Origin of the sequence: Paenibacillus sp. FSL P4-0176, from assembly GCF_037975265.1 — a bacterium.
In the GTDB taxonomy this organism is placed as follows: domain Bacteria; phylum Bacillota; class Bacilli; order Paenibacillales; family Paenibacillaceae; genus Paenibacillus; species Paenibacillus amylolyticus.
This window is the reverse complement of record NZ_CP150242.1, coordinates 4,221,823-4,247,011: the sequence shown is the minus strand read 5'-3', so window position 1 is coordinate 4,247,011 and position 25,189 is coordinate 4,221,823. Positions and strand designations below refer to the sequence as shown.

General features: G+C 34.4%; 32 protein-coding genes. 25 read left to right on the top strand and 7 right to left on the bottom strand.

What is annotated here, in order from left to right; genetic code table 11:
* Positions 1 to 4 precede the first annotated feature (4 nt).
* The 6 genes from MKY95_RS19555 to MKY95_RS19530 all read right to left on the bottom strand — a co-directional run bounded on the left by MKY95_RS19555 (position 5) and on the right by MKY95_RS19530 (position 7,454).
* Positions 5 to 1,756, bottom strand: coding sequence for a hypothetical protein (locus MKY95_RS19555; RefSeq protein WP_339194024.1), 1,752 nt, complete (start codon positions 1,754 to 1,756; stop codon positions 5 to 7).
* A complete protein-coding gene (locus MKY95_RS19550; protein WP_339194023.1) occupies positions 1,749 to 2,666 on the bottom strand; it encodes a hypothetical protein in 918 nt (305 codons plus the stop codon). Before MKY95_RS19550 ends, MKY95_RS19555 begins: the two co-directional genes overlap by 8 nt.
* Positions 2,667 to 2,833: 167 nt before the next feature.
* Positions 2,834 to 4,048, bottom strand: a complete 1,215-nt coding sequence (locus tag MKY95_RS19545; protein ID WP_339194022.1) for a metallophosphoesterase — start codon at positions 4,046 to 4,048, stop codon at positions 2,834 to 2,836.
* A gap of 11 nt (positions 4,049 to 4,059) precedes the next feature.
* Positions 4,060 to 4,254, bottom strand: coding sequence for a YonK family protein (locus tag MKY95_RS19540; RefSeq protein ID WP_336761574.1), 195 nt, complete (start codon positions 4,252 to 4,254; stop codon positions 4,060 to 4,062).
* Positions 4,255 to 4,370: 116 nt separating this feature from the next.
* Positions 4,371 to 4,694 (bottom strand): HU family DNA-binding protein, encoded by a 324-nt coding sequence (locus MKY95_RS19535; RefSeq protein WP_339194020.1) that lies wholly within the window; start codon positions 4,692 to 4,694, stop codon positions 4,371 to 4,373.
* A gap of 165 nt (positions 4,695 to 4,859) precedes the next feature.
* Positions 4,860 to 7,454 (bottom strand): hypothetical protein, encoded by a 2,595-nt coding sequence (locus MKY95_RS19530; RefSeq protein WP_339194018.1) that lies wholly within the window; start codon positions 7,452 to 7,454, stop codon positions 4,860 to 4,862.
* A 358-nt stretch (positions 7,455 to 7,812) separates the two neighbouring features.
* Between MKY95_RS19530 and MKY95_RS19525 the strand changes: the two genes are divergently transcribed.
* From MKY95_RS19525 to MKY95_RS19440, 18 genes are all read left to right on the top strand, one after another.
* Positions 7,813 to 8,853: a site-specific integrase gene (locus MKY95_RS19525; protein ID WP_339194017.1), complete on the top strand. Its 1,041-nt coding sequence runs from the start codon at positions 7,813 to 7,815 to the stop codon at positions 8,851 to 8,853.
* Positions 8,850 to 11,096 carry an AAA family ATPase gene (locus MKY95_RS19520; protein ID WP_339194015.1) on the top strand — a complete coding sequence of 749 codons (2,247 nt, stop codon included), beginning with the start codon at positions 8,850 to 8,852 and terminating at the stop codon, positions 11,094 to 11,096. Before MKY95_RS19525 ends, MKY95_RS19520 begins: the two co-directional genes overlap by 4 nt.
* Before the next feature lie 1,461 nt (positions 11,097 to 12,557).
* Positions 12,558 to 12,806 carry a hypothetical protein gene (locus MKY95_RS19515; RefSeq protein WP_339194014.1) on the top strand — a complete coding sequence of 83 codons (249 nt, stop codon included), beginning with the start codon at positions 12,558 to 12,560 and terminating at the stop codon, positions 12,804 to 12,806.
* Positions 12,807 to 12,911: 105 nt separating this feature from the next.
* Entirely contained in the window at positions 12,912 to 14,144 is a 1,233-nt protein-coding gene (locus MKY95_RS19510) for a hypothetical protein (RefSeq protein ID WP_339194012.1), read from the top strand.
* Positions 14,145 to 14,687: 543 nt separating this feature from the next.
* Positions 14,688 to 15,026: a hypothetical protein gene (locus MKY95_RS19505; protein WP_339194011.1), complete on the top strand. Its 339-nt coding sequence runs from the start codon at positions 14,688 to 14,690 to the stop codon at positions 15,024 to 15,026.
* A 259-nt stretch (positions 15,027 to 15,285) separates the two neighbouring features.
* Positions 15,286 to 15,627, top strand: a complete 342-nt coding sequence (locus MKY95_RS19500) for a hypothetical protein (protein ID WP_339194009.1) — start codon at positions 15,286 to 15,288, stop codon at positions 15,625 to 15,627.
* A 444-nt stretch (positions 15,628 to 16,071) separates the two neighbouring features.
* Entirely contained in the window at positions 16,072 to 16,242 is a 171-nt protein-coding gene (locus MKY95_RS19495; protein WP_339194007.1) for a hypothetical protein, read from the top strand.
* 92 nt (positions 16,243 to 16,334) lie between these two features.
* A complete protein-coding gene (locus tag MKY95_RS19490; RefSeq protein ID WP_339194006.1) occupies positions 16,335 to 16,544 on the top strand; it encodes a hypothetical protein in 210 nt (69 codons plus the stop codon).
* A gap of 55 nt (positions 16,545 to 16,599) precedes the next feature.
* Positions 16,600 to 16,785, top strand: a complete 186-nt coding sequence (locus MKY95_RS19485) for a hypothetical protein (RefSeq protein WP_339194004.1) — start codon at positions 16,600 to 16,602, stop codon at positions 16,783 to 16,785.
* A 26-nt stretch (positions 16,786 to 16,811) separates the two neighbouring features.
* On the top strand, positions 16,812 to 17,030 hold the full coding sequence (locus MKY95_RS19480; protein WP_339194003.1) for a hypothetical protein: 219 nt from the start codon (positions 16,812 to 16,814) through the stop codon (positions 17,028 to 17,030).
* A 3-nt stretch (positions 17,031 to 17,033) separates the two neighbouring features.
* Positions 17,034 to 17,198 carry a hypothetical protein gene (locus MKY95_RS19475; protein WP_339194001.1) on the top strand — a complete coding sequence of 55 codons (165 nt, stop codon included), beginning with the start codon at positions 17,034 to 17,036 and terminating at the stop codon, positions 17,196 to 17,198.
* Positions 17,199 to 17,299: 101 nt separating this feature from the next.
* On the top strand, positions 17,300 to 17,560 hold the full coding sequence (locus MKY95_RS19470) for a hypothetical protein (protein WP_339193999.1): 261 nt from the start codon (positions 17,300 to 17,302) through the stop codon (positions 17,558 to 17,560).
* A gap of 107 nt (positions 17,561 to 17,667) precedes the next feature.
* Positions 17,668 to 18,009: a hypothetical protein gene (locus MKY95_RS19465; RefSeq protein ID WP_339193997.1), complete on the top strand. Its 342-nt coding sequence runs from the start codon at positions 17,668 to 17,670 to the stop codon at positions 18,007 to 18,009.
* A 30-nt stretch (positions 18,010 to 18,039) separates the two neighbouring features.
* Positions 18,040 to 18,249 (top strand): hypothetical protein, encoded by a 210-nt coding sequence (locus MKY95_RS19460; RefSeq protein ID WP_339193995.1) that lies wholly within the window; start codon positions 18,040 to 18,042, stop codon positions 18,247 to 18,249.
* Positions 18,250 to 18,558: 309 nt separating this feature from the next.
* On the top strand, positions 18,559 to 18,717 hold the full coding sequence (locus MKY95_RS19455; protein WP_339193993.1) for a hypothetical protein: 159 nt from the start codon (positions 18,559 to 18,561) through the stop codon (positions 18,715 to 18,717).
* Positions 18,718 to 18,749: 32 nt separating this feature from the next.
* Positions 18,750 to 20,039: a phosphoadenosine phosphosulfate reductase family protein gene (locus MKY95_RS19450; RefSeq protein WP_339193991.1), complete on the top strand. Its 1,290-nt coding sequence runs from the start codon at positions 18,750 to 18,752 to the stop codon at positions 20,037 to 20,039.
* 109 nt (positions 20,040 to 20,148) lie between these two features.
* A complete protein-coding gene (locus MKY95_RS19445) occupies positions 20,149 to 20,514 on the top strand; it encodes a hypothetical protein (protein WP_339193989.1) in 366 nt (121 codons plus the stop codon).
* A gap of 89 nt (positions 20,515 to 20,603) precedes the next feature.
* Complete coding sequence (locus MKY95_RS19440; RefSeq protein WP_339193987.1) at positions 20,604 to 20,792, top strand: hypothetical protein; 189 nt, start codon at positions 20,604 to 20,606, stop codon at positions 20,790 to 20,792.
* Positions 20,793 to 21,030: 238 nt separating this feature from the next.
* On the opposite strand, the gene MKY95_RS19435 is transcribed toward MKY95_RS19440, so the two are convergent.
* On the bottom strand, positions 21,031 to 21,663 hold the full coding sequence (locus MKY95_RS19435; RefSeq protein WP_339193985.1) for a hypothetical protein: 633 nt from the start codon (positions 21,661 to 21,663) through the stop codon (positions 21,031 to 21,033).
* Positions 21,664 to 22,321: 658 nt separating this feature from the next.
* On the opposite strand from MKY95_RS19435, the gene MKY95_RS19430 reads away from it, so the two are divergent.
* From MKY95_RS19430 to MKY95_RS19400, 7 genes are read left to right on the top strand one after another with little or no spacing between them, the layout of a single operon-like run.
* Positions 22,322 to 22,588 carry a hypothetical protein gene (locus MKY95_RS19430; RefSeq protein WP_253437736.1) on the top strand — a complete coding sequence of 89 codons (267 nt, stop codon included), beginning with the start codon at positions 22,322 to 22,324 and terminating at the stop codon, positions 22,586 to 22,588.
* Between the two features lie 9 nt (positions 22,589 to 22,597).
* Entirely contained in the window at positions 22,598 to 22,957 is a 360-nt protein-coding gene (locus MKY95_RS19425) for a hypothetical protein (RefSeq protein WP_339193982.1), read from the top strand.
* Positions 22,958 to 22,984: 27 nt separating this feature from the next.
* The gene (locus MKY95_RS19420) at positions 22,985 to 23,233 is read left to right on the top strand and encodes a hypothetical protein (protein ID WP_339193980.1); all 249 of its coding nucleotides are present in this window, start codon (positions 22,985 to 22,987) and stop codon (positions 23,231 to 23,233) included.
* A gap of 49 nt (positions 23,234 to 23,282) precedes the next feature.
* Positions 23,283 to 23,558, top strand: coding sequence for a hypothetical protein (locus MKY95_RS19415; RefSeq protein WP_339193978.1), 276 nt, complete (start codon positions 23,283 to 23,285; stop codon positions 23,556 to 23,558).
* 39 nt (positions 23,559 to 23,597) lie between these two features.
* Positions 23,598 to 24,323 carry a tRNA(His) guanylyltransferase Thg1 family protein gene (locus MKY95_RS19410; protein WP_339193977.1) on the top strand — a complete coding sequence of 242 codons (726 nt, stop codon included), beginning with the start codon at positions 23,598 to 23,600 and terminating at the stop codon, positions 24,321 to 24,323.
* Positions 24,324 to 24,361: 38 nt separating this feature from the next.
* The gene (locus tag MKY95_RS19405) at positions 24,362 to 24,523 is read left to right on the top strand and encodes a hypothetical protein (RefSeq protein WP_339193976.1); all 162 of its coding nucleotides are present in this window, start codon (positions 24,362 to 24,364) and stop codon (positions 24,521 to 24,523) included.
* Positions 24,524 to 24,550: 27 nt separating this feature from the next.
* Positions 24,551 to 24,883, top strand: a complete 333-nt coding sequence (locus tag MKY95_RS19400; protein ID WP_339193975.1) for a hypothetical protein — start codon at positions 24,551 to 24,553, stop codon at positions 24,881 to 24,883.
* Positions 24,884 to 25,189: the final 306 nt, after the last annotated feature.

Genomic DNA, 25,189 nt, shown 5'->3' with positions numbered 1-25,189 from the left:
TAAATCATGTGAAGAAATAGTCAAGGTAATTTACCTCTTCTTCGTCACGTTTTACGTCTTCGTATGTTTTCAAGTAATAAAGTACATAGGCGAGCGCCGCCCAAATATCTTTCTCGGTTTTCTTAACCACCTGATCCACACCAAGTTTACCACCCTGTTTTTGAACTAACTTCAAGTTGGCAACCTGATCGATTAGTTGATCTGTTTGATAGTGTGCAGCTTTAACTTGATTTATCTCTGTGTCTTTCTCTTTTGCTTTTGTGGTCTTGCTGTTTAGGTCAAGCATTTTTTCAGGCACAAGAAGTTTTAACCTTCCGCTCTCAACAAAGTCGATGAAGTTTGTTATGATATCTGTCTGTATGCCTTGAGCTTTCAGACTGAATATCTTTAATAGAGATATTCCGTCCTGTGGTACTTCGTCTGTATTTATTGTATCCCAACTATCATACGGATCGCTCAACAGAGGATCGTAGGTTTCCTTCATAAGTTCCTCGACTACACCCTGTCCAATACCATTGGCATCTACAACTGTCACATTACCAGAATAGTGCTTGTCGAGTCTTTTCAAAAACATTGCCTGATCGCTAAAATTTGTTCCATTGGGAGGGATGAAGATATTTGCAACAGTGACAGATTTAATGGTTCCGTTAGCATTTCTCTCAACTTCCGCAACAACGAACGCTGATTTATTATTATTGTTTGATTGAGATCGCGCAATGTCCGCTCCTACATAGTATTCCCTGTTCTTTTTCGGAGTAATAGACGCTCTATTAACTGTTCTGAGTTCCATTAATTTATTGATGTTAACAAGAGCACCATCACTAACTCCACACCATCGAGATTCGTAGTTTTGAGCAAATGAAATAGCACTTGTAGTGGGGTCGTCTTTTTTTGCTAAAATTTGAGTTCTAGTTTCTCCTCGACCGTAATGACAAGGAAGTTCCCAACTTGCACCTAAGACCATTTTTCCCTTTAAATCAGCCATATCATCGATCATGTTACTTAATCGAATGAATTCGTCGCTGCCTCGATATCCACTTGTAGTGAGGTAATTTATCATACCGTTCAACTCATAGGGATTTATTGCAGATAGTTTACCTATGGTTCTGCGCGGCACGTTTACTACGGGCTCTAAGGCATCTTTGAAGAGAGTATTATTCAGCAACGCAGATTCTTCTACATTCAATCTTCTTCTACGTTGACCTTTTGAGTTCTGAGCATTAGCAAGAACACTATATATAGCTCCAGAAGTGAATATGACTTCAACTTGATCTTTTGAAAAACTAGATTTTACTATCTCATTATTCATAAGAGGGAACCATTTTATGATCTCATTGTGTTTTTCTTCGCTTATAGAAGAGGCGTTTTCTCTGGTTTGAGCGCTCATAGCTATAGTTATGTCCGGGAAGAAAATGCAAGTGTGATAAATGCTCATCAATTCAATCATCGTCTTGCCAAAACCACGAGGAAATACGCCATATGTACTTACAAATCTACTCATAGATCTTAAAAATACTCTCTGATCTAAATCTAGCCTCATGCCGCCTTTTTCTGGCGTGATTAAGTCATAAAATAAGTCAGGGAACCACTTACTCCATTGGACAAACTCAACCCATTTGCTTAGATTTTTATCAAATGAATTACTTTTCTTGTCGTCGATCTTTACAGGAGAGTTAAATTCAGAATTGGTGCCAACCCTAGAACTCTTCTTAGTATGTTTAAAGTTGTCGCTTTGGAAGTTGCTATAATTAGCCATGATCTGAATCTTCCTTATTTAAATCACTCATCTGACTTTCGTAATCCATTTTTCTCTTGTCGTAAAATTCGTATATTTCTTTATATTCGCAAGAAGGCAAGCCTTTGATGTCACGGACGTAGTTAATATAGCACCATAAAGTAACATCTACCTTATCTTTTGGTTGCTCAATGAATGAAGGGAGTAGTCCCATTATTTCGTGATTTTCTTCAACTATCCTAGCTAATTGCCCAAACCCGTCGAGACCCCCAGACAAGTCTGCTTTGCTCATTTGTGATGGTTTGAGTTTTCCAGCTTCTGCTACGTCTTTTACCATTGCAGCCCATTCTTTAGCACCCTTTAAATCTCCACTTGATTTTGCAAGTGTTTCTTTGACTTTATTTACACAAAATTCTCTAAAGTATTCCTCATGCATTGTAGTCAAGAGTTGAAAGCTGGACTTTAGTTGCTGGTACTTATTTTCAAATAGTATGTATTCATCATCTGGATATCCATATCCATATTTGTCTTTTAGTTCGCTTATATCGTATTCACTGTTAATATTTATCTGATTGTTTGTTCCCTGCTCTTGGGTATCTTCAGTTAGTACTGAGTCATTCCATGTTAAATCCTTGAACTTCTTAAGTTGAATTGTTTTTATATATAAGCCAAAAGTATCTTGTTTTTTTAATGTTGCTTCTTCGATTGCTGATTCCCAAATAGACGCAATGAATGGTCTATTCATTTGTAACAATGCATCTTTTACAGTTTGCATGTCAGAATAATCTATATTCTTTTTCAGACATGGTTTACAAACGCCAAATCTGCCATCCGCGTCAAACTTACTACCTGAAACATAGAAATCTGTTACATTTTTATCTCGTTCACATGTATTACAATATTTTTTTTCTTTGATCGATTTACTATCCATAAATCACCTTCCTAAACATGCTCCTTTTTAAAAAACCATGGGGTAGGAGGGAGCGTCCGGTTTAAAGAACCTTATGGCAGGATCTCCCCATGTAAAAATACTAAAAATAAATAAGAAAAAACCCGATTCTTTCTTAATCAGGTAGTCGATTTATGTATTCTTTGCAATTACAATCTAATGTTATAGGTGAGCGTACGCCCTTTGTCTTCTTCAAGTACCATCACTTTAGCTCCGGCATTTGATGTCTTTTTGAGTTTTAGTGAATAGTCATCAATACCTATAATAGAAGGGGATTGTACGTATTCAATATCTCTCATGCCACTCATACCAATAGTTTTCTCATGTGAGTGATGCAAATGCCCACTGAGCAAAAGATGAATTGGCTTGTTATATGTTAAAGAATAATCTTTGATGCTATTTTCTAGGTTCTTTTCGTTCTCGCCATGAACCCCTAAAATTTTTGTACCAAGGATGTCTAGATACATGAATTCATTGCAGTTAGTTATTGAAACATTCTTATTATCTTTTAGATTTGCTGAAATCAACTTAGTAATCCACTTTTGAGCATTTTCATGTGGGAATTCATCTCTTTTGCCTGACAGGAGTCTAAGCTGATCATGATTGCCAAAGATTGAGTAGTAGTCAACTAAACAATATTTAGATAATTCATTTAACCATTGACTCATAAATTCAGCAAAATGGATTGCCGAATCAGTGACTCCCATTTTTAGGCTCATTAACTGACTCATACGAAGAATGCCATCAATGCTATCGCCTAAATTAGGAAGAGTTACGTGGTTAATTTTTTGCTCATCGTTGATAACCACAAATTCTTCAAGCAAATTCCACATGCGTTTCTCTAGAATTTCTGGACTGTACTCGTTGAGAACTTCACCTTCCCAACCCAATAGTTTAAAGGAGACACCGTCATGGAGATCCGCGATAGGGAAGAGGAAGTCACGTTTGGAGTTATTCTTTTTAATATGAATGTCTGGAATATGTATAGTTGGACGATTAATTACTGCTTCTACAATCTTTTCTTCAAGCAAATCCGCTCTACTTTGTTCACGAATCATTTTGTTGTACTCAATCTTTTCAGTTTGAAGCTTAATACGCTCTTTTTTTAATTCAATGGTTGCATCCTGAACCTCATCAACTACTTCATTAGTTGCATATTTCTCAAGAATAATTGGTTTCCATTTAGAATATGAAGCGTAGTCTTTGCGCCATCTCGACTCTGAGAATTCTTCGCCTGATTCTTTATTTAGTAGATCAGCTATTTGAATCCAGTTCAAACCATATAGCTCTTGATTGTCTCCTAATCTAACTAGGTAGTCATTGATTCCTTCATCAGGTTCCCTGAATAGTTTATTTGGAGTCATTTACTCACTCCTTATTCTTCAACTACATGACTTGGATTAAAGTCGGAAGCTAGTGTAAAGGAAATTTGTTCACCATCAAACTCCTGAAGCAAAGCTTTTACATCGAAAGTTTGAATTCCGTTTTTGTCTTCAGCAATAATTTGCATTTTATCCATATCAAACGTACCCGTACGATTAACTGTTTTACTATCCTTGTTCTTTGCCATATTATATTGCCCCCAAATTATTTTATTGTAATAGAAAGAGGATAGGAGAGAGGAATTACCTCTCCCATCCTATAAGTATATTTATGTATTATTTTTACCGTTAAAAGTATATAAAATTACTCTTTTACAGCGTCTTTTAGCGCTTTGGCGGCCTTGAAAGCTGGTTTTTTGGAGGCGGGGATATATACACTCGCTTGTGCTTTGGCGGTTACCTCATCTACACCTTGTTCTTTGAGTTCTTTCAAAAGCTTAGGATTTACACCATTGCGCTCTTTAGTGTCACGAACTTCAAAATTCCCAAATCCAAATAGCTGAACTTTTTCACCTTTTGCGAGTGCCTCTGTGATTGCTAGAAGTATTTCATTGATTGTTTTTTCAGTATCTTTTTTAGTCAAACCCGTTTTTTCTACTACTGCGTTTACCAAATCTGTTTTATTCATTTATAAATCTCCCTTGTAATTGTTTTTTTGTTTTTGGTGAAAGTATGCCATTTAAAACTTCTGTTACTTGTCATTAAGCCGTGAATTAGCATACCTCCCCTAAAACACCTATCTAAAATGCACTCGATTTTCTTTAATCCCTTATGTATCAAGGGTTTTCATTTTTCAGCCAATTTTCGTTTCCGACTTTTTATTATTTTTATTCCTATAAGTTGAATTTCTCTCTTTTTTCTTCTCATTGTCCACGATTTTTCCACAGGCTTCACAATATTTCTTAGAGTTGTTACTTTTATTTCTATTATTATCAATTACGGTATTGCATCTTTCACATAGTTTGATTCTTGAGACAAGATTTTTTTTGAGATTATCTACAATTATATCTCCGAAACTTGACCATAATGTTGTTTTGTATCCAGAGTTTGAACCATTATATAGATACTCGATTAAAGCATCAGTGATAAAATAGGGATCGCTATGTATTTGTAGCAATTCATTTCTTATGTACATATAAACGGGTAGGTGGTCAGTGTTATTTATATCGCTACTTTTCTGCCTCGATGAAAGCATCCACTTAGTGTCATTTAACTCTCTATACTTGTTTAACACTGCATAATACATCTCATCTTTATCCCTGCTCTGGCTCATTAAGGTTCTATAATCAAACTCATACATATCAGAGACAGATTTAAATCTAATTCGAACATCTGGAAACATATTTTTCAGCCTATTAACCGTTGTTGTGTTGCTCCAAGATTCAGTAATTCTTTTTGCTTTCTTATTTTTTCTGTCTTGTGGCTTAAGTCTATATTTTTCGTAAGTAAAGAAGTGGGGCATCTTCATTTTATTAAATGGCTTAAACATAGTCTTGATGTGTTTTGGTCGAACTGGCTTGTAATTTGTTTTCGCTGCATCAATCTCAAAATTATTTTCCATTGTTCTGATTTTAACTAGATCTACATCTACAGAATCGCTGTTCCACAACTTTGTAATATCGTTGCTGATGATTCCAATATTTCCGCTAAAAGCTCTTTTTAAATTCTTCTTGATACTATTTCGACTGATTTTCTCTGCTGGGGCTTTCTTCATGTCATAGTAGAGTGGTACAATGCCCTTCATATTCCTTTCAGCTACTTTTACTAATGTTTTATCGTTACTTACTGTCACTTTATCTCCGTCACAATCAAACATTAGGATTTTACTGATAGGGTCGTGGATAGATGTATGAACGCTTTTACTAACAAACCACTCTCGGGTTACATCATCAACTACATTAGATCTGACCGCATGTTCCTTATAAAGATGTGGACTTCTCAAACAATCGACTTTATCTTTATCTGGTATTGAAACGCATGAAACTTCCCCATCTAACAGTAATCCAATTGGATCTTTATCCCCATTAAACAAATACTCGCAAAACGCATACATATCAGGAGCAATGAAAGTATAGCATCCATCGACTTTGATTTTTCCCGTATATACCTTCCTCATTAAACTAGCCTTGGCTTCTTTAAGCTTAGTTTTTACGTGAGGATCTAATAAAAGCTCTGGATATATGTATAATGATTGCTGTAGATTGTTCTTATCTTCAAACTTCCCCTTTGTTGCCCCCAACAGGTTGAGCATTTCGTCAGGGTTGCTTACTGTTTCTTGGATGTCATTACGAGTAGCCGATACAAGTTGGTCTAACTCTTCTTCGGAAATTAGAGTTAGTGTTTGCAACATTTGATAACAAAGTCGAGCAGAACTTAATTCGTCTTCTTCTGTGTTAGTTACACTGGCATGACAATTATGCTTCTTGTAGAGTGACTTATACTCATCCCAACTTTGATAGTATTTCCACATCTTAAATTGAGACTTGGTAAAAATAACTTCTATCTTATCTTTAATAATGTTGTGTTTCTTACCGTATATATCAGTTACAATTCTATTGTGCTCCCCCACAAATTTATCATAAGGGAAGGGAACGAGTAAGCCTTTGACCCATGGTAAACGAACCATAAATGCTTTCTTGCTCTTCTTGGGTAAAATCATTCCGCAACCATCCGTGTGGCAAACTGGAACATCCATTTTTCTTCGACGGACGGTATAGTTGACATCATCGACAAAATCAACGGTGGTATTGATTGAAGTTTCAAAATCTTCCACAACGATTGAGCGATCAATATTGAATTTGCCCCATAGATCAGTTGCGCTCGAACATAATGCTAAGTAGGCCAAGTATTTATTAATGCTAACACCATATAGCCTTTTGTTGTTTTTACCAGTGTCAAAGTGATTATTGATTCGCTCTTCAGTAAGACCACACATTAGAGTCAGTTTGACTTTTTCCCAAGTTTCCTTTTTCATAAAGACGGTTTTCTTAGTTCTAATTTGTCCAGCAGACGCAGTAAATGGAACATACTCCTCACCATTTAGAGTGAACCCATTTTCTACTAGACTGTCAAATACACTGTAGTAATGAGTTTCGACAATGATAACGTCTTCGTATGTCTTATTTTCTACTAAACCAAGTGTACGAGTGAGTGAAGACTCAAAAAGAGATACTTTATTATTGATAGACAAACTATTTGGGTTTAAGTTTCGCTTTAGATTAACGTTTGAATCTATAACTGCTCGAAAACTAGTTTCTAATTCCTTAACCTTGTCTTTTTCGTTGTTCAGTTTTGCTCGGTTGATTTCTTTTCGCAATAATCTTTCTTTTAATGTAAAGAAGGCGCTCGTATCAACGCTATATATGTATACTTGCTTATCCAGTGCCATTCAAACATCCTTTACTATATGTATTATTTGTTTGTAATACTCTTATACCAGAAATATTCATTATCCAAAACATCTATGTATTCAACACAATCATTTATTCCATCTCGCATCCAATCGGACACCATTTTCGCATCATATGTATCTACTCCAAATCCATCATAGTATCGATCCTCCCAAGTGATAGTTGAGTGATTTCCTTTATTGTGTTTGTTTTTCAAATTGCTGCTCCTCTATGTATGTTTTATATTTGGTGTTCATCACCATGTACTCATATTAATCCGGATATAAAATATTGTCAATACATATATTTACTCTTTAAAAAAAGTAGTGTATAATCAGATATATGGAGGGGATACAAATGCAAACCGTAAATGTAGTGGGGCTACATAATAACTCAGTATTTGATGATATGAGAACATATTTGAAAAAATTCAACAGTGTTCACACTCAGAAAAATTACGAACGCTCATTAAGAAGCTTTTACATGTGGTATAAAGGTAAAGAAATTGAAATGCTAGTGAGACAGGATATGAAAATTAGAAATGCAGATTTAATTGGTTATCAGATATATCTAAAAGAGCACCCTATTGATTACTCAAATAACTCAATAAACAACATTATGGCAGCCGTACAAAGTTTTTATGAATTCCTTGAGATCAATGAATATGACGTCAATTCGAAATTTGCTAAAGTAAAGGTTCTACCAGATGACTCAGAGCGAAGTGGAGCTTTATATTACAATGAAGCAGAAAAGATGGCTTCATTACTACGAGAAGAAAAAGTTAAAGGCATTGAAAAGGCAGCTTTCGTCCGATTAGCTTACACAGCAAGTTTCCGCAAAAGTACATTATTGTCAATCTGCTACTCCGATATTAAATTAGATGATAATAGAGGATATTATAATATTCACACTGTTGGGAAGGGTGGCAAAAAGCACACTGTTCCAATCTCCAAAGAATTATACAGTGAGTTATTACTTATAAAGAATCAAAAATACTACGGTAGGTATGGCGATGATAAAATTTTTCATCTTTCAACCAAAACGATTCAGGTTATGATGGACAACTTGAAAGAACAGATGGGGATTTCTCCTGAAAGAAATGTTAAGTTTCACAGTCTAAGGAATGTAGCTGCTGGATTTGGAACATTGGAAGAAGCCAAAAAACATCTTAATCACACGAATGTCTCAACAACTGAAACCTATTATAGACACGTTAACGAAGACCGCTCTAATAGCATTAGCTTAAGAATGGAAGAAAAAATTGAAGATTCTATACTAGAAAAGCTTTCAAAAGAAGAACTTATCGAATTGATTATGCAACAAAACCATGGAGTGCTGACCCAAATGAAAAGAGACGCACAAGAAACAATCAAAAACAAAGGAGAGGCGATTAATTGAGTATAATAGAGCTGAAGTTAACACCAGAAAAGATGATGTTTCCAAGAAAAGAAGCGGATAACAAAAATGATTTTAGGATATACTCCTGTCACGCAAATAGTCCGAATGTACTTTTGAACTCGTATGGGAATCTTAGCATCAAAGGCGTAATGCAGCGTTTGGAATTGGGGGTCGAATACGAAGCACAAATTGAGCTTGAGAAAGTAGATGCAAAATATGGTGCAAGCTATAATGTGTTATCCATTTATCAGGAAGTTCCTGAAACAATGGAGGGACAAAAAGCATTTCTTGCTACCTTAATGACGGAGCTGCAACTTAAGGAAGTGTATAAAACATATCCCAATGAGGATATTGTGAAATTGATTGTAGATGACAAATTCGAACACGAAAAAGTTAAACAATTTGGATCTAAGACTTACAAGAAGATAAGGGATCGAATTCTTGAAAATATCGCTTACCGAGACATATTGAGTCGCCTCGGAAAATACGGTATCACCTATGACATTATACTTAAACTTGAGAAAACATTCGGTTCAAAAGAATTAGCAATCCAGAAAATTGAGGGTAACCCATATGAGCTTACTCTATTATCTGGATTTGGATTTAAACGAGCAGATAAGATTGCACAGTTAATGGGCTTTAAGAAAGACGATCCACATAGAATCAAGTATGGGATTAGATTTACGATTGATGACAACCAACAACAAGGGCACACTTATATGTTAAAGGATGAGTTGCTGCGTAATGCTTCTGAGAAACTTGAACTAACTGAGGTAGTAGTTGAGGATAATCTAAATGATACTGATGGATTAGTGTTTATTGATGACAAAGTTTCATTAACTAGAACCTACAATGCTGAAAAACACATAGCCAAACGACTGATGGAAATGTTGAACAATGGAATTCCGCTAAACTTTGATCCTGAAAAGTACATTTCAAAGATTGAAGAAGTGTATAAGGAAGATTTACCCGGAGGACTTACATATCAACAGAAGGATTTCTTTAGAAATATTCAGAAACATTCAGTCAGCTTGCTGATTGGTTATGCCGGAACAGGAAAAAGTAAGCTTCAAAAGTTCCTTGTAGATTTATTAAATAAGCTGGGGCTAACATATGTATTACTATCTCCGTCTGCAAAAGCAGCAAAAGTCACTCGCACCTATACGGGAGTTAATGCTCAAACTATACATAGGAGAATTGGTTTTGGTATGGACAAAGAAGAAGAGATGATGCTAGAGATTCACGAAGACTTTGTAATTATTGACGAATCCGGTATGACTGATGTCTTTATCTTATCCTCACTACTTTCAAAAATTAAGAATCCAAATACTAGAGTGCTATTTGTAGGCGATGATTTTCAGTTGCTATCTGTACAGGCAGGAAATTTTCTGCACGATGCTATTGAAAGCGGAGTAATTCCAATGACGAAGTTGGACATTGTTTTTAGACAGGGGGATGGAGGCATCCTTGATGTTGCAACTAAGATAAGAGAAGGCAAGCAGATCGTAGGAAATGATTTTGAAGGTAAGCAGTTGTTTGGAAAGGACTTTTTACTGCACTGCGTTGATCAGGTACAGATTGAAAAGGGATATAAACACTATTATAATTTGTTACTGAATACATATAAGCCCGAAGATATTATGGTGCTATCTCCAACTAAGAAAGGGAAGTTAGGAACCGTAGAATTAAATAAGTACATACAAGAGCAAGTCAATCCATTTGATTCAACAAAGAAACAACATGAATATGGATACGATGGATTAATTAGAGTTGGAGACTACATCCTCAACACGGTCAATATGTACCAGATTGCGAATATGTCTGAAGAAGGAATAGATGTAGTAAATGGAGATTCAGGAAAAGTAATCGATATAAAGACGGAAGATGATAAAAAGAATAGTGACGATGAATTAGCGGAGAGTGAAAGAAAGGGAATTATTATTCAGTTTGATGATCAACTTGTTAGATTAGACATAGGTTTAGCAGCTCAATTATTATCTGCTTGGGCATTAACAATACATAAGAGTCAAGGAAGTTCTAGTGAAGCAACATTAATAGTGGTGGATAGATCCAATAAGTTTCAGATTAGTGCCAACTTGATTTATACAGCAATAACGAGAAGTGTATCTAAGTGTATATTCTTAACTCAGGCAGAGACATTGAATTTTGCAATAAGAAAAGTGGAGAGCAAGAGACGCAATACTCATTTGTGCCAATTACTAAAAGAGAGTAAATATAATTAATAATTTAAATTTAGTCTATTGGATGAATTGTCCAGTAGGCTTTTTTGTGTTTTGCGATTAAAGGGTAATCGTGAATTGAGTCGTTGTAGCGTAAAACATAGATATACCAAGAGAAAATGAGAGAAATTGTGTTAGGGGGTATGTTGATCAGTGATGCGTATCGCAAAAACCTATACGTATCAAGGGAAATAGGGTGAAAAAGGACAGAATATGTCGTGAAATGACGTGGTTACAGTAATGTAATAATTTTATAAAGTTAGATGAGAGTAAGAGAAAAAGGATTAGTTGCGATTGAGATTGTGATTAATATTTAGTGAAAATAGAGTAAAAAGTTACAAAGTTATTACAGATAAATGGAAATTAAATGGGAGTATGTATATATTAAATCATGGTGTGGAAGTGGAAGTGCTAGGCCACTATTTTCCAATTATGACTCGATTTTGGATTTAAAATAGCCCCCCATACCCTCACTAGATACTACACAAGATATATTGTGTGGTATTTGGAGTACATATGGACACTCGTTTAACCGATCCAATAAGCTGCTGGATTGTCAAGATATTTCTCAAAAAAATATTCAAAAAGTTTAAAAATTCTTGAAATTTCACCTCACATCCTTTATACCCTATGGGGGTATAATTAATCACTGGGTAACAGCCTTTGCATTAATCATGACTTATTATAACTATTTTAATAACTATCACTCTCACTATATGTATCACATTAACATTGCTCATCTATATATACTTTGCGCGCCTTAATTATCTATCCTTGCGCATTCTATCTCACTCTGACTCATCACCTATATCAACTATCACCGTCTATACACTCACAACTCCAATTGTCTCATCTTAACTTTCATCATCATACTATTCATCTATACTATCTCAATTTTCCAAATCCAAATTTATCTTAGCAATTTCAAATTTCAATTTTAAACTATACACCGCACTATCAACATTCAATCTCACTATTTATAATCCAAAATAAGAATAAAAATATGTACAAATAAATGTTAATATGATATAATTATCTTACAAGGTTGATACAGGGGGTGAATACATGATACCAGAACCATTATCCAATGACACATTGCTTACACTTATACCTCAACTAGCATCACAAGGCAATATCAAGTTATCATCACATGCTGAACTAAGACTTAATCAGCCTGATAGGAATTTCACTTTTGAACGGTTACTGTTCATACTACGACATCCTAAGTCAATCACATCTGAATGGGACGAAGAGAGGAAGCGATACAAGCATAAGGTACAAGGATACAACAAGCGTCATGCAGTAGTTAGTCTTATCATAAGCAATACATATATCAAAGTAGTCACGGTGTTCTAACTGTGGCTGCTGATTCACCTATTTAAATTACATACGATTGGGGTATAATACATTATGATTGCACATGGCAACTCACTAGCCAACACAATAAATGAGGAGGGAACACATATGAGTAGCTTTAACGATGCACACAACAAAGATAAACAATATAAAGAGTCATTGATTAGCAGTGTATTAACACCAGATAAACAGGATGCATACACTAAGGCAGTAGACTATTCTATTGATGATTTAATGGGTGTAATGGAAGCACATAAACATGGATCAATTGCCAATGAAGAGTCTGCACAGGAACAGATTAAGCTATTCTTAGAAGAGTATACTGTTAAACTAATCAATATTATCAAAGGGAAATGATTATCGTTTCTCTTTTAAGAATAAATATGTACAACAGTTTAATTTTAGTTATATTGCGCTTTCACTCTATCATTAGAGTTTTACATATATAATTATCAATTTAAAATGGAAGGATGGATAAGCATCACAATTAAAGTAGTAGATTCAATTATGGGTTCGGGAAAATCGACCTTTGCAATTGAAAAAATGAACAATGACACAGAGAGAAAGTATATTTATATTACTCCATTCTTAGATGAGATCACACGAGTAAAACATTCATGTCCAAATAAAAGATTTGTTGACCCGAAGAATTACGATAATGAAGGACACTTTCAAAAGAAACAGGATTCTCTTCATAACCTATTAGCTGCTGGTCACAATATAGCGACAACTCACTCTCTGTTTAAACAGTCCAATGAAGAAACCAAAGAACTTATTCAAGCAGGGAACTATGTTCTAATATTGGATGAGGTTATGGATGTGGTCGATCATTTAACAATTAAAAATTCTGATAGAGATTTATTATTTGAAAATAATTTTCTCAACGTCGATGATGAAGGTTATATAACTTGGAATAACAATGATGAGAAAACACGCAACTATGATGGTAAATTTAACGATATTAAACACATGGCAAATAACAGGAACCTTTTATTTTATAAAGGATCTATTCTCATCTGGACTTTTCCAATTTCTATCTTTGAAGCATTTAAAGAAGTATACATCCTAACGTATTTATTCGATGGTCAGATTCAGAAGTATTATTACGACTTAAACAAAGTGGATTATGAATACTACCACATTGAAAATTCGAATGGTAATTACAATTTACAGAAGGGTAAGAATAAATCTCCCAAAATCAAAGCACAATACAGTGATCTGATCGAAATATATGATGGTATTCTCAATGATATAGGCAATGATAAATATTCTCTTTCAATGTCATGGTATGAAAATAGAAATCAAGCTGTTACCAAGTTGAAAAACAATGTGTCTAATTACTTTAAACATAAAATGAAAGCCAAGTCTAAAGACATCATCTGGACAACATATAAGGACTTTCAACCTAAAGTTAGCGGTAAAGGTTTTCAACGTTCTTATATCGCTGTTAATCTAAGAGCAACCAATGATCATAGACAAACAAAGTATCTGGCTTACACAGTCAATAGATTTATGAATCCGATTATAGAAGGTTTCTTTATTGAAAGAGGAGTAAAATTAAATCATGAACTCTGGTCAACTTCAGAACTTATACAGTGGATTTGGAGAAGCTCAATACGAGATAATAAAAAAGTGTATATTTATTTACCATCTAAACGTATGAGAAACTTACTCAAAGAGTGGTTGGAAACCTAGGTTGGGAAGTTTTAGTTCCCAAGATTGAAAAAAAGTCCTTATGTACCAACGGTTTTGAGGTTCGTCTCTCGGAGAAAAAAATGTTAATATTATTTAATATAAAAGACTAAAAATATAAAATAGTAAATGAATTATTATGCATTAAAAATTAATAATTATACATAATTGTATCCAATGTATTAAATAATAGGTGGCGAGATCCATTCCGTTTCACTCCATGGCTGTCGCTTCACCTTCATCCACAACTTACGTTGTGTCTGTCATTTATATTATTATTACCTTTGACTAACTCTAAAAAAGTTGGTCTATTTGTCATTAAGAATAAATATATGTATTGCAATCTAAGTAGTTATCATATATAATGAGTATATAAGGTAAAGGAAAACGAAACAAGGAGTTGATACCGAATGAGCCAATCTAAACTAGCAATTATGAAGTCACAATGGGCACGTAAGCAAGCATTGAAAAGTAAAACAATCGTAGGCGCTTTAATCCTTCGTTAATATAAAGAATTAAAATAATTATAATAAGGTGGTAATTATAATGTTGAATGTCGGAGATGTTGCGATTAAGAACAATAAGTTTTATCAAGTAATTGATTTCTCTACTGATTACGATATGTTCACTGGCGAACCATATAGATTGGCTGAGTTGAAGGATAATGATGGCAACATTGTCTATGTAGCAGAGAATGTTGTATTAGATCAGTATGATGTAAGTCCAAGACATAGTAATGACATGAGTCCTGTAGCAATATTCATGGATGACACAGAAGAATTTGTTGAAATTGAAATAAGCAGACTTGATGCACAGGACGAGATCAATCAGATTTTAAGTTTGGCTGGCAATCTCAGTTTTGTTGAAACTCGTATGAGTCACTAAATAAAGAGTCCATGAAAGTGGCCTTTCACATAGATAATGAGCCAATAACAAAGGAGGGAACTACATGTTAAGAATCTATTACATACATCCAGTACATAAAACTAATCCATACGCAGCGTTTAAGCGCTCAGACGTAAGAGTAAACTCACAAAACCAAACCAAACGTTCGTCAGCAGGGTTATCCTTCAGCCAACACCTTGAACTTGTTGAATCTTTAATTTAACAATAAAAATAATAAAAGAATTGGATGTGTATTCAAATGAAAAAGATTACTCTGATGTTGATGGTACTTGTATTAAGTTTGATGGTGGCTAGTACAGCTTTAGCTAATGCCAATGAGGCAGCTCCTAAACAGGCCACAATGAAGATTGAAAAGGTATATTACATGAAGGGCAGCGGTTACTATGTTGCTCATACCACTAAGGATAAAGATGGACACTTCTGGGTGTTACAAGTTACTGATATCTCTATACCTAAAGAAGATAAAGCATTTAGTCAGGTGCTACGTAAACAGTATAATGGCAAACAGGTTGTGGTAACTTATGTTGAACCATTTGATGAGGACGAAGAAGTAGAGATCTGGGATGTTAAAATTAAATAGATGTTATTCATGAGATTCCTTAAAGGAGTCTCTTTTCTGTTATTAAGAGTAAAGATATGTATTGACAATATAGTATAATGAGCGTATTATATAAATATAAGGAACAGGCAATACATAGGAAACGTTGTACTGGAACCAATTAAAATACTCATTTTATCAAAACACAAAAGGGCGTGAATCTAATGTGCATATGGATTAATGTTGACGCATTTGTTAAGGAGAACAACAAAATTCAAGCGATAGTAGAAGTGACGAACAGAGCGTCCATTAACCCATCTGCTCGTAGAACTATATATAAAAATAGTACTGGTAACTACGTTTTGATTCATGGTAAGAAAAGTTACTTTCATATGCCAGAAAAATTGATAACAATGTACAAAGATTCAACTAGAGAATATTTAACGGTTCCTATTTCAAAACAATAACAAAAGGAGGTTGGAGGTTATGAGAGCCTTAACCAAGAAAGAGTTAATGAGTGAGGTTACATATTTTTGGACTAGGACTAATGAAGATAGAAAAGGTATGACAGACGAAGAGGTCAGAAATTTCATGAAAGAAGTAAAGTTGTTTATCCGAAATGATGAAAATTTGTCCAAAGGAAGCATGTGTAGTTGAAAGAAAAAGTTTAAGTGAAAGAGTGATTGGATTAAAAAAATGATGATGGGGAATCAATTATGAGAATAGATATACTCTATGGAGTGGTCGTAGTGTCTGAAGACGGTGGACAAAATATGAATAGTTTCTTGAAAGAAGAAAGCGCCACTTCTAATGCAGATGAAGTAATAGAAGCAATAAAAAAGGTGAAGAAGAAGAATATGAAAGTCTACTTATCCCAATTGGAGTATGATTCATACAATAACCGTCTGCTAACAACCAATCTCATTGATGAATATTCAGAATTATTGTTCCAAAGCTAAGATTAGAATCTAGGTAAAATTCTTGCTTCATCAAGATAGAAAGGAGAGTGATTATATGAGAAAAGTATTAGAGTACATCCACGTAACTTATCACTATGATTCCAGAGAAGAAAGAGATGATCACGTTGCAATGATGGAATCAGAAGGTTGGGAATGTAGTGGTCAAATTAAAGAAACAGCATCAGTACATACAGGAGAATATGTATATTGTGGCAAGTTTGTAAAGTACACATCCATTTAAAATATAAATACATAGGAGTGATTCCATTGAGATATACATTCGAAAACTGGGTTCAAACAGAGTATTGGGAAGGAGCATTAATTACCTCTCCAACCGGATTAGAGTACTTAACGAATGGAGTTTCAAAATGGGAACTAAATGAAAACAGAAAATATAGAGTCGTTGACAGCATTAGTAATAAAGTTGATTTTAAGAGTCGATGGAATATGTATTCACCATATGATCAAATTGAAGGAGTGAAATAGCTTATGAAAGATGAATTAGTCATTACATTGAAATCAACCAATAGCCCTACAGATATTATAGACTTTGTAACAGCAGTAAACAAAACGAACAACTTATCTGCGTTGGTGTTGCCAAGATCGGAAAATAGCAATCAAATACAAATTGAGATTTATAAGATCAATTCTTAAACGGTAGGGTTCGAGTAATGCATTATTATTCAATATTAAAAGTCTTACACTCGCAAATTTTGATAATTACATACATAATATCGCATAAATATAAATTTAAAATGATAGGGAGAGAAAAAATAATTAAGATTGATAAATTTGTTAAGCAAATCACCAAGAAACTTGATGCTGAAGGGTTGCAACACGAAGTAACAGGGGATCAGCATTCGTTCGCTATCTCTCCAACATGTACCATACATACAAATAAATGCACAATTGAGATATACAAAAACAATATCACTGTGAATGAGCAGCCTGTGGCAGATATTGAAGAAATGATGGTAGAGATTATGGAAGCTGAAGGCGGTGCCTATGTTAGTTAAGTCTAAATGAAATGCTTATTTTACTCTATTAATACAAAAATAATACTTGATATAACAATAAAAATATGTATAATTATATTATAAAACAATAGAGGAGAGGAAAATAGATGGGATACAACATTAAACAAGTTGGAAATAAGACTGGAGAAACGAATGAAGTTATCAAATTGACTAGTGAATTTACTAAAATACACATCGAAACAGAGAATACTCAGACTTTTGCCATCTTGGTAGCTATGACAGGGGAGAGCCATAGAAATAGAATTAGACATAGATTGATTGTTCCAAATGTAAATTCACATGTACAGGCAATAGAAAAGGCAAAAGAGAAGTTTAAACTAAAAGGTGAATGGTGTACACAAATCGGTGTCACGCTCTTTCAAACTAACACTGATATTGAACTTCCTTTTAATTGGGAAGACTGCGATCAGCAATTTCACAAAGGCTAACTTGATTAGAATAGAAAGGATGTGTTGATTATGGCCAAGTGGATTGAGTTGAGTGAAAATGTAGCTGTTGAAGTTAATGAAAGAGATGACAACCTCTTTAATGTTTCTGTTGTAACTCAATGGTATAAATCCGACCAGTGGTCTGTTGAAGAAGACTATGTAAAGGCAGCCAATGGATTATCCAGTATGCAAGTTTACGGATACATAGAATACGAAGTAAAACCAGCATACATTTATTAAAGATAAAGGAGGAATTTAATTGTCTGATTTTCAAATGAGAAAAATATCTAGAGAGATTGCAATCAGATATATAAGGAAGCTGATGGAATAACAAACTCTGCGATTAATTTTGGAGCCGCAATGGTAATAGCCTCATTTTTTGATTGGTGTGATGAAGTGAAAGTTCTCAATATTCGTCCTAGTCCCGATGATATTAAGAAAGCAATGAATGATTGGATACATAGTGAGGATGAAATTAAAGAGATATTTTGTAGGATATATAATAACAAATAATTCTCGCCTGAATATCATGAAAGGAGGTGAGGGTTTTTGGATTGGAAGCTTTATGATGATAAAAATGAGTTTTTACAAGAAGTAAATTGTCAATATGATAGCTTAGATTTAGCAAGTATGGAACATGATGCAGAAAGAGTAGAAGTAGATTTTAAAAATAAAACAGCAAGAATTATTAAAAGAATAGAGGAGTGATTAGAATAGAAGAATTTGAAAGACTGGTTTCGATGTCAACTGAGGATTTGAGAAGAATGTATTTAGATGCAGACGATAAAAGAGACTGGGCTTTAGCATGGTCAGGGGGGAAAGACTCTACTTGTGTTTTAAGTATGTTGGCGAAAATGCTTGAATCATTGGAACCAGAACAGAGAAGAAGAGTGATTCATGCTGTTATGTCTGACACAGTTGTGGAAAATCCAAACCTAGAAACCTATATGCATGGACAAGTGAAACAATTAGAAAAATACATAGCAAAAAAGGATTTGCCTATAACAGTTTCATTAGTAACGCGAGAATTAGAACAGTCATACTTTTACTTAATTTTGGGTAGAGGATATTTTTTACCTCAGAATAATGGTGCGGGTCGATGGTGTACAGATCGACTTAAGCTTCAGCCTCAGAATAAAAAACTAAAAGAGATTAACCCTTCATATATATTGATTGGTACAAGGTCTAGCGAAAGCGAAAAACGGAAACAATCCATTGAGAAATGGACAGGCAAAAATGATTTGAGTTACAAAATTGGTGATCACGCTAACCTCACTCAAAGCAAAACGTTTATGCCTATTGTGGACTTTACCATAGAAGATGTATGGAACTTCTTAGCTAAAGAGCGTCTACCATGGGGCTCATCGCATGCTGTAAGAACACTCTACAGGGAGGCTACGGGTGAGTGTGGTTTCACTAATCCTAAAGCTACAGAGAAGAAGGCAGCTAAGTCTGAGAGTTGTGGAGCTAGATTTGGATGTTGGACGTGCCCAGTCGTTCTTAATGATCGCTCAACAGAAGTGATGTCAGATACACATCCATGGATGAAACCTTTGTCTGAATGGCGTATGTTGCAGCTTAAAGTGTTTGGAGACTACATACCAGTGAAACCACTGGGACAGAAAAGAAAAGACCGTTCAGAGGTTCTACGTCAGTGGAGAGAAATAAATAAAGAAATCAAGAAAGTAAGTAAATCTGGACACAAACGCAATGGTAAACCAATGGTTGATAAGACAACAGGAGAAGTTCGTGTAGACCAAGGAACAGTTACTGTTGAAGCAAGAGAGTATTTGTTTGAAGAATTAATTAAGACAGAGAATGCAGTAAACAAAATTAGAGACGAGATGGGTCTGTTCCCTTTGAAGTTAATTAGTGATGAAGAAATACATATGATTAAAGAAATGTGGATCACTGATCGAAGAGATTGCCCGCATCTAGTAACAAATGTTAGTGGTTTCAGTATAGATTACCTTAAAGAACTAATTGAGCGTGGAGAAAATATTCAAATACATAATCTTGAGGCAGTCTGAGTCTAGACTGCTTTTTTATATTTTTTTGTGGTGAGTGAGCGTATAATTAGCATAATGATAAAATCTAATATATGATTCGCTTACTACGAAAAGAGGGGAATGAATTTTTATGGCTGAAGTGAATCTGGCAAGATTCAACAAACTTAAAACTGGATTCAAAAAGTATGAAACAGAGTATCTGGAAATAAATCAAAAGATTGAGGAAAATGATTATGAAGATTCTGTACAAGAGGAGAACTTAATAGGCAAAAGACAAGATCTTCTAATTGAGCTCAAAAGAATAAAGAGCAATTTAATGGGAATGCTTGAATTTGTTGAACTGAAGATGCCGAAAAAGATTGCTGAATATCAGACAATGCTAAAGAATATCGATAATTCTTTACCCAAAAGAATCGAGAAACATAATAATCGAGTTGATGAACTCAACAAGGGAACTAAGAACGGAAATGGATTTGATGAATGGAAGGTTAGATAGCCTTCATATGTTGATAAAACCAGTCTTTCACGGGAAGATGAAGTGAAGATTTAATCATGATATACTAAAGGAAAAACTTGGGGGTATTCATGAGATTGCTTAAAAGAGAAAACTTTCTGATTGTGGTTGCGGTTATATTCGTTGGCTATACTTTTGTATTTTTCAGAGACACAGAATCTAGTGCGTATGCCGCTTCTGGTGTGCTTACTACGATAGCTCAAAAAGGAACGGAATGGTTCACTTTCGCAGCAACAAAACTCCAATCATTATTTAACTAAGCAGCCTTTTATGGCTGTTTTTGTTTTGTATAAAACAAGACTTTTATAAATGGATTCAGTGTTGATTTTACTTTACAGGGTGGGGACAATACAGGACATAGCGGTAAACTAAATGAGAAGCTTGACTGAAGCCATGAGGGAATATAAGGATAAGCCACATAGGGAAACAACGGATCAGATTGTAAAGTTGATCAGTGAATAAGTAGAAGAGGACTCATTTCGAGTCCTTTTTTTCGTTTTATGATAATAAGTTGTTGCACATTTCAATAAATGATTCGAAATATTCTTTATAATCGATATTCACAATCTTAGCGCTAATAACAGCTACAGACACCTTTTCAGCTAAACTTTTAGCGTAGGTGATTAATTGCTCTCTAGTGAATAAGCTTTTTGTCTCGATGTCTTTTGCTTGGTCTGTTACTTGCTCTGTTTCTGAGTTAATCTCATTCACATCATGGGTACTTTCAATGGTCATTTCATTATCGGTTTGAGTAACACTTTCTAGTATCTGATTACTCATGACTTCGGCTAATTCAACAACTGGAACTACTTCATCTATTGTTGCAGGTTCATTCTTCTCAATGTGGCTATGATTCATGTTTGACAACATATCAGACACTCTACCAAATTGATTCATTAATTTTTCATCAACTATCAATTTAACGTCATTCAAATGTTTACTTGCTATCTCAATATTTAATAATAGTGTAGGAGTGAGAACCTTTGATGCCATTGCTTGTATTTCAGCATACTGAGCTAAGACAGGCGCGCCGCTTGCCTTGAACCGATCTATGGCTTGCTGTGTATATTGGATCTGTTTTAACACTTTAGGATCTATGTTGTATCCTCTGAATCCGTTGTTAGCAGTCATATTAGCCCCCTAAGAGTACAATTGTATTATAATAGTATACTATAAATATCTAGTTGACCAAAAGAAAAATAAGCCCACAATCCAATTGATGACCAACAACAATTTCTGTTTTAGGATATAAATTCTTTTTGGCTTATTTATGGCCTAAATGAAACAATATTTCAAAAATCATTTAGAAATTTAACTTAGCAGTTTCAATGAAATGTTACTTTTACATACACAAAGAGGAGCCAGCATTTAAGCAGCTCCTTTTTATTTTTTCTTTATCACAAAATACACAGATGTAATAAGTAGTATTGTAGCTATAAATAGTACGGCTATGACATATTTGATCTCTAATGTTGCTTTGTAAAGTATGTATCCAACTAATGCTAACATGTTACCAATCAACCAGAATACTGTGCTTTTATTCATGATTCATCACTATTCTACAAATCTCCTTCTAAAGTACTAGATCTTAATAATATATTAGTTGATGAGAATATCTTTATCAAGTAAACACGCTGTTAAACGAATCATTCCTTTTAAAGAATGAAAATATGTATTGTAATTTAAAATAAAATAGTGTAAAATTAGATTAGGTCAAAGAAACAATGTGCTGGAACAATTACATAATGTACTTGAAACAACGATTTCATAAAGAAATGGAGGGCATTCGTTGAATTTTAAACTTATTGAGGAACTAGATACTGACACCGAAATTGATTGGTGGAATAGCAACAGGGAGAGAGTAAATGTAGTCATCAGATCATTTAATGATTGGCAGACAACTCACAGGTTTGATGAATGGGAAGGTAAGGTAGTAATTGCCAAAGCTGAAGCCTGTGAACGGTATGGAGGAAGATACGATTTCTCTGGTTGGTTATTTGAAATTCTTGACGAGATTAAAGAATTTGTAAGAAGTAGAATAGATGATTCTGAGTAAATACAGTATTTGATCAAGAAAGGAAGATTAAAAATGATAAATGCGAATCAGATTACGTTTGGATTAGGAACCATTCTTGTGAGTACAAGTGCTTTAAGATTGGAGTTAACGCATATTGATCCTTCAGCGGTTATAGGTGAAACATTAACCAAAGATTTTACCGATTCTATGAAGGTTTTGAATACAGCCTACTTCCAAAACATGTTTAGGCTAATTGAAAATTTAAATAATGTGTCAGAAGAAAATCCGTTATTTGAGCACGAAGGATATTTATTTGATTTCAGTACCTACAATAGCAAATCTGTAAAAGCAGTTTTAAAGGGAGCAAGATCAATCATTAGCCAAATGCAACTTGGTCTAGCATGTTAAACAAATTGAAAACGTGGAGGGAATCCTGTGACAGAAGAAATGAAGATGGATGGAGCAATCTCAGACTTTTTTCGGGAGCATTATAATAGAGACTGGAAGCCAGCAGAGCAAGTGGAGTTTCTAATTGAGCTATTTTCTAATCTTTCTTTGCATGTACGACCTGTATTTCCATCTGACGAAAAAATGGTTATCGTTACTACTCAAATGATGGAAGAAGCTCTGAAACGCCGTAAAATCAAGGTTGTATTTGGTGAAGTGAAGGAAACTGAAGATTAAAAGAAAGTTTCAACAAAAGCAGGATTTTACATAGAAGTGAGGGATAGAAATGGAATCGATTACTAATTGGAATGAACTTACAGAACATCTAAAACAAATAGAAATGGCACAAGAGAGAACCTTGATTGACGACATGAAACTGCAAAAGCATATCAAAGCTCTTGCTAGAAAAGAAGGAGTCATTCGATGGAATAAAGACAAGAACGATACCGTTGAGAGTTTATCTGAAACGCCGTATGGGATAGGTTACAGGTATTATAGAGATCTGTTAAATGAAGTTTCTTACATATTCGCAAAAAAGCAATATATTATTTATTTCAGTTGAAACAGTTATTTTACATAAACAATAAAGGGGAATTGACCAATGAAAAAAGATAACTTGGGAGATCGAATGAAAGGATACGAGGACGTATCTAGAATCTACTTAATGAAAAGAACACCTGTAATCTTACGAATCGATGGCAAGGCGTTTCATACATACACTAAGGGATTAGAAAGACCATTCAGCACTTACCTAGCAGATTGCTTTTGGGAAACTACAAAGTATGTCGCAAAAGAAATGATGGGAGTTAAAGTTGCCTATCATCAAAGTGATGAAGTTTCGTTTCTATTAACAAACTATCACAAGGTAACCACAGAGTCTTGGTTCGATAACAATCTACAAAAGATGGTCTCTGTTGCAGCATCCTTATTTACATATAAGTTCAATGATTTAACTCGTGGAGTAATAGATAAACCCGCATTGTTTGATTGTAGAGCTTTTGTATTGCCTAAAGAGGAGGTAGTTAACTACTTTATTTGGAGACAACAAGACGCAACAAAAAACAGTGTATCTATGGTTGCTCAGTCCAACTTTCCTCATAAATCCCTGCAAGGACTAAATGGAGGTCAATTGCAAGAGAAACTATTCCAAGAGAAAAACATTAACTGGAGCAATATTCCCACATGGCAAAAACGAGGAGTTTGCATTACTAAAGAACAATTCAATCTAGAAACAGAAAATGGAGTAGCAACAAGGACAAGGTGGGATGTGGATATGGATATCCCAATTTTTACTCAAGATCGAAACTACATTGAAAAGTTTGTTTAGAGTTAATGATTCTAAAGAAGAACGGAGAAACGTAAAAAATGAGCGATAAACCAATACGTCCAACAAAAGTAATATTCACTAATGAAATGGAGTACAAGGACTTTGTAGAGTACGCAGTAAGTTCAAGTAAGACTAAGAGTGTGGGAATGGACAAGATGCGTAAATTGATGAAGGAATTCAAGAAAGCAAACGAAAGTTGAATTTCAAATAGAAAGGAAGATTTGTACATGAAGATTAAAGTATTTCAATTTCCTATGTGGGCGGTCTATAAAAACATTCTTAAACTTAATTTGGAAGATGATATTACGCCCGTCGAGGTCGGGTATATCACATTAGATTCTTTTGATCGGGACGAGTGCTGGCACTTGGGTAATTGGGGTGCTTGGACAGAAGAAAAACCAGAAAATCTACACTACGAAGGCAGAAGTTTTTCAAGTGATGTGGTTTTCTTGAACCCTACAAACAACAGATATCATTGTGCAATGCCTTTTGGTTGGTACGAGGCAAATAGCATGGAAGAGATAGTAGATTATATTGAAAACTATAGCTTTGAAAAATAGATAATACCTTATCAGCTCATGAAAGGGGATAATAATATTTCTAAACATATTCAGGTTTTCGCTAGACCAGTTAATAAGCCATGGTGGAAGTTTTGGGATGTCAAAATGAAACTTACTGAAGGTACTGATTACATTTTAGATGGATACAAGATTAAATGTATTAATCCTCAAATTAGACATGGATACACTTTGAAGATTGAGTATAAAGATAAGTTTTAAATCCAAATATGATACATATCAAAATGCTCATGAAAGTCTGATTTTATTACCAAATTGACATTCATATATTTATACCTTATATTAAAA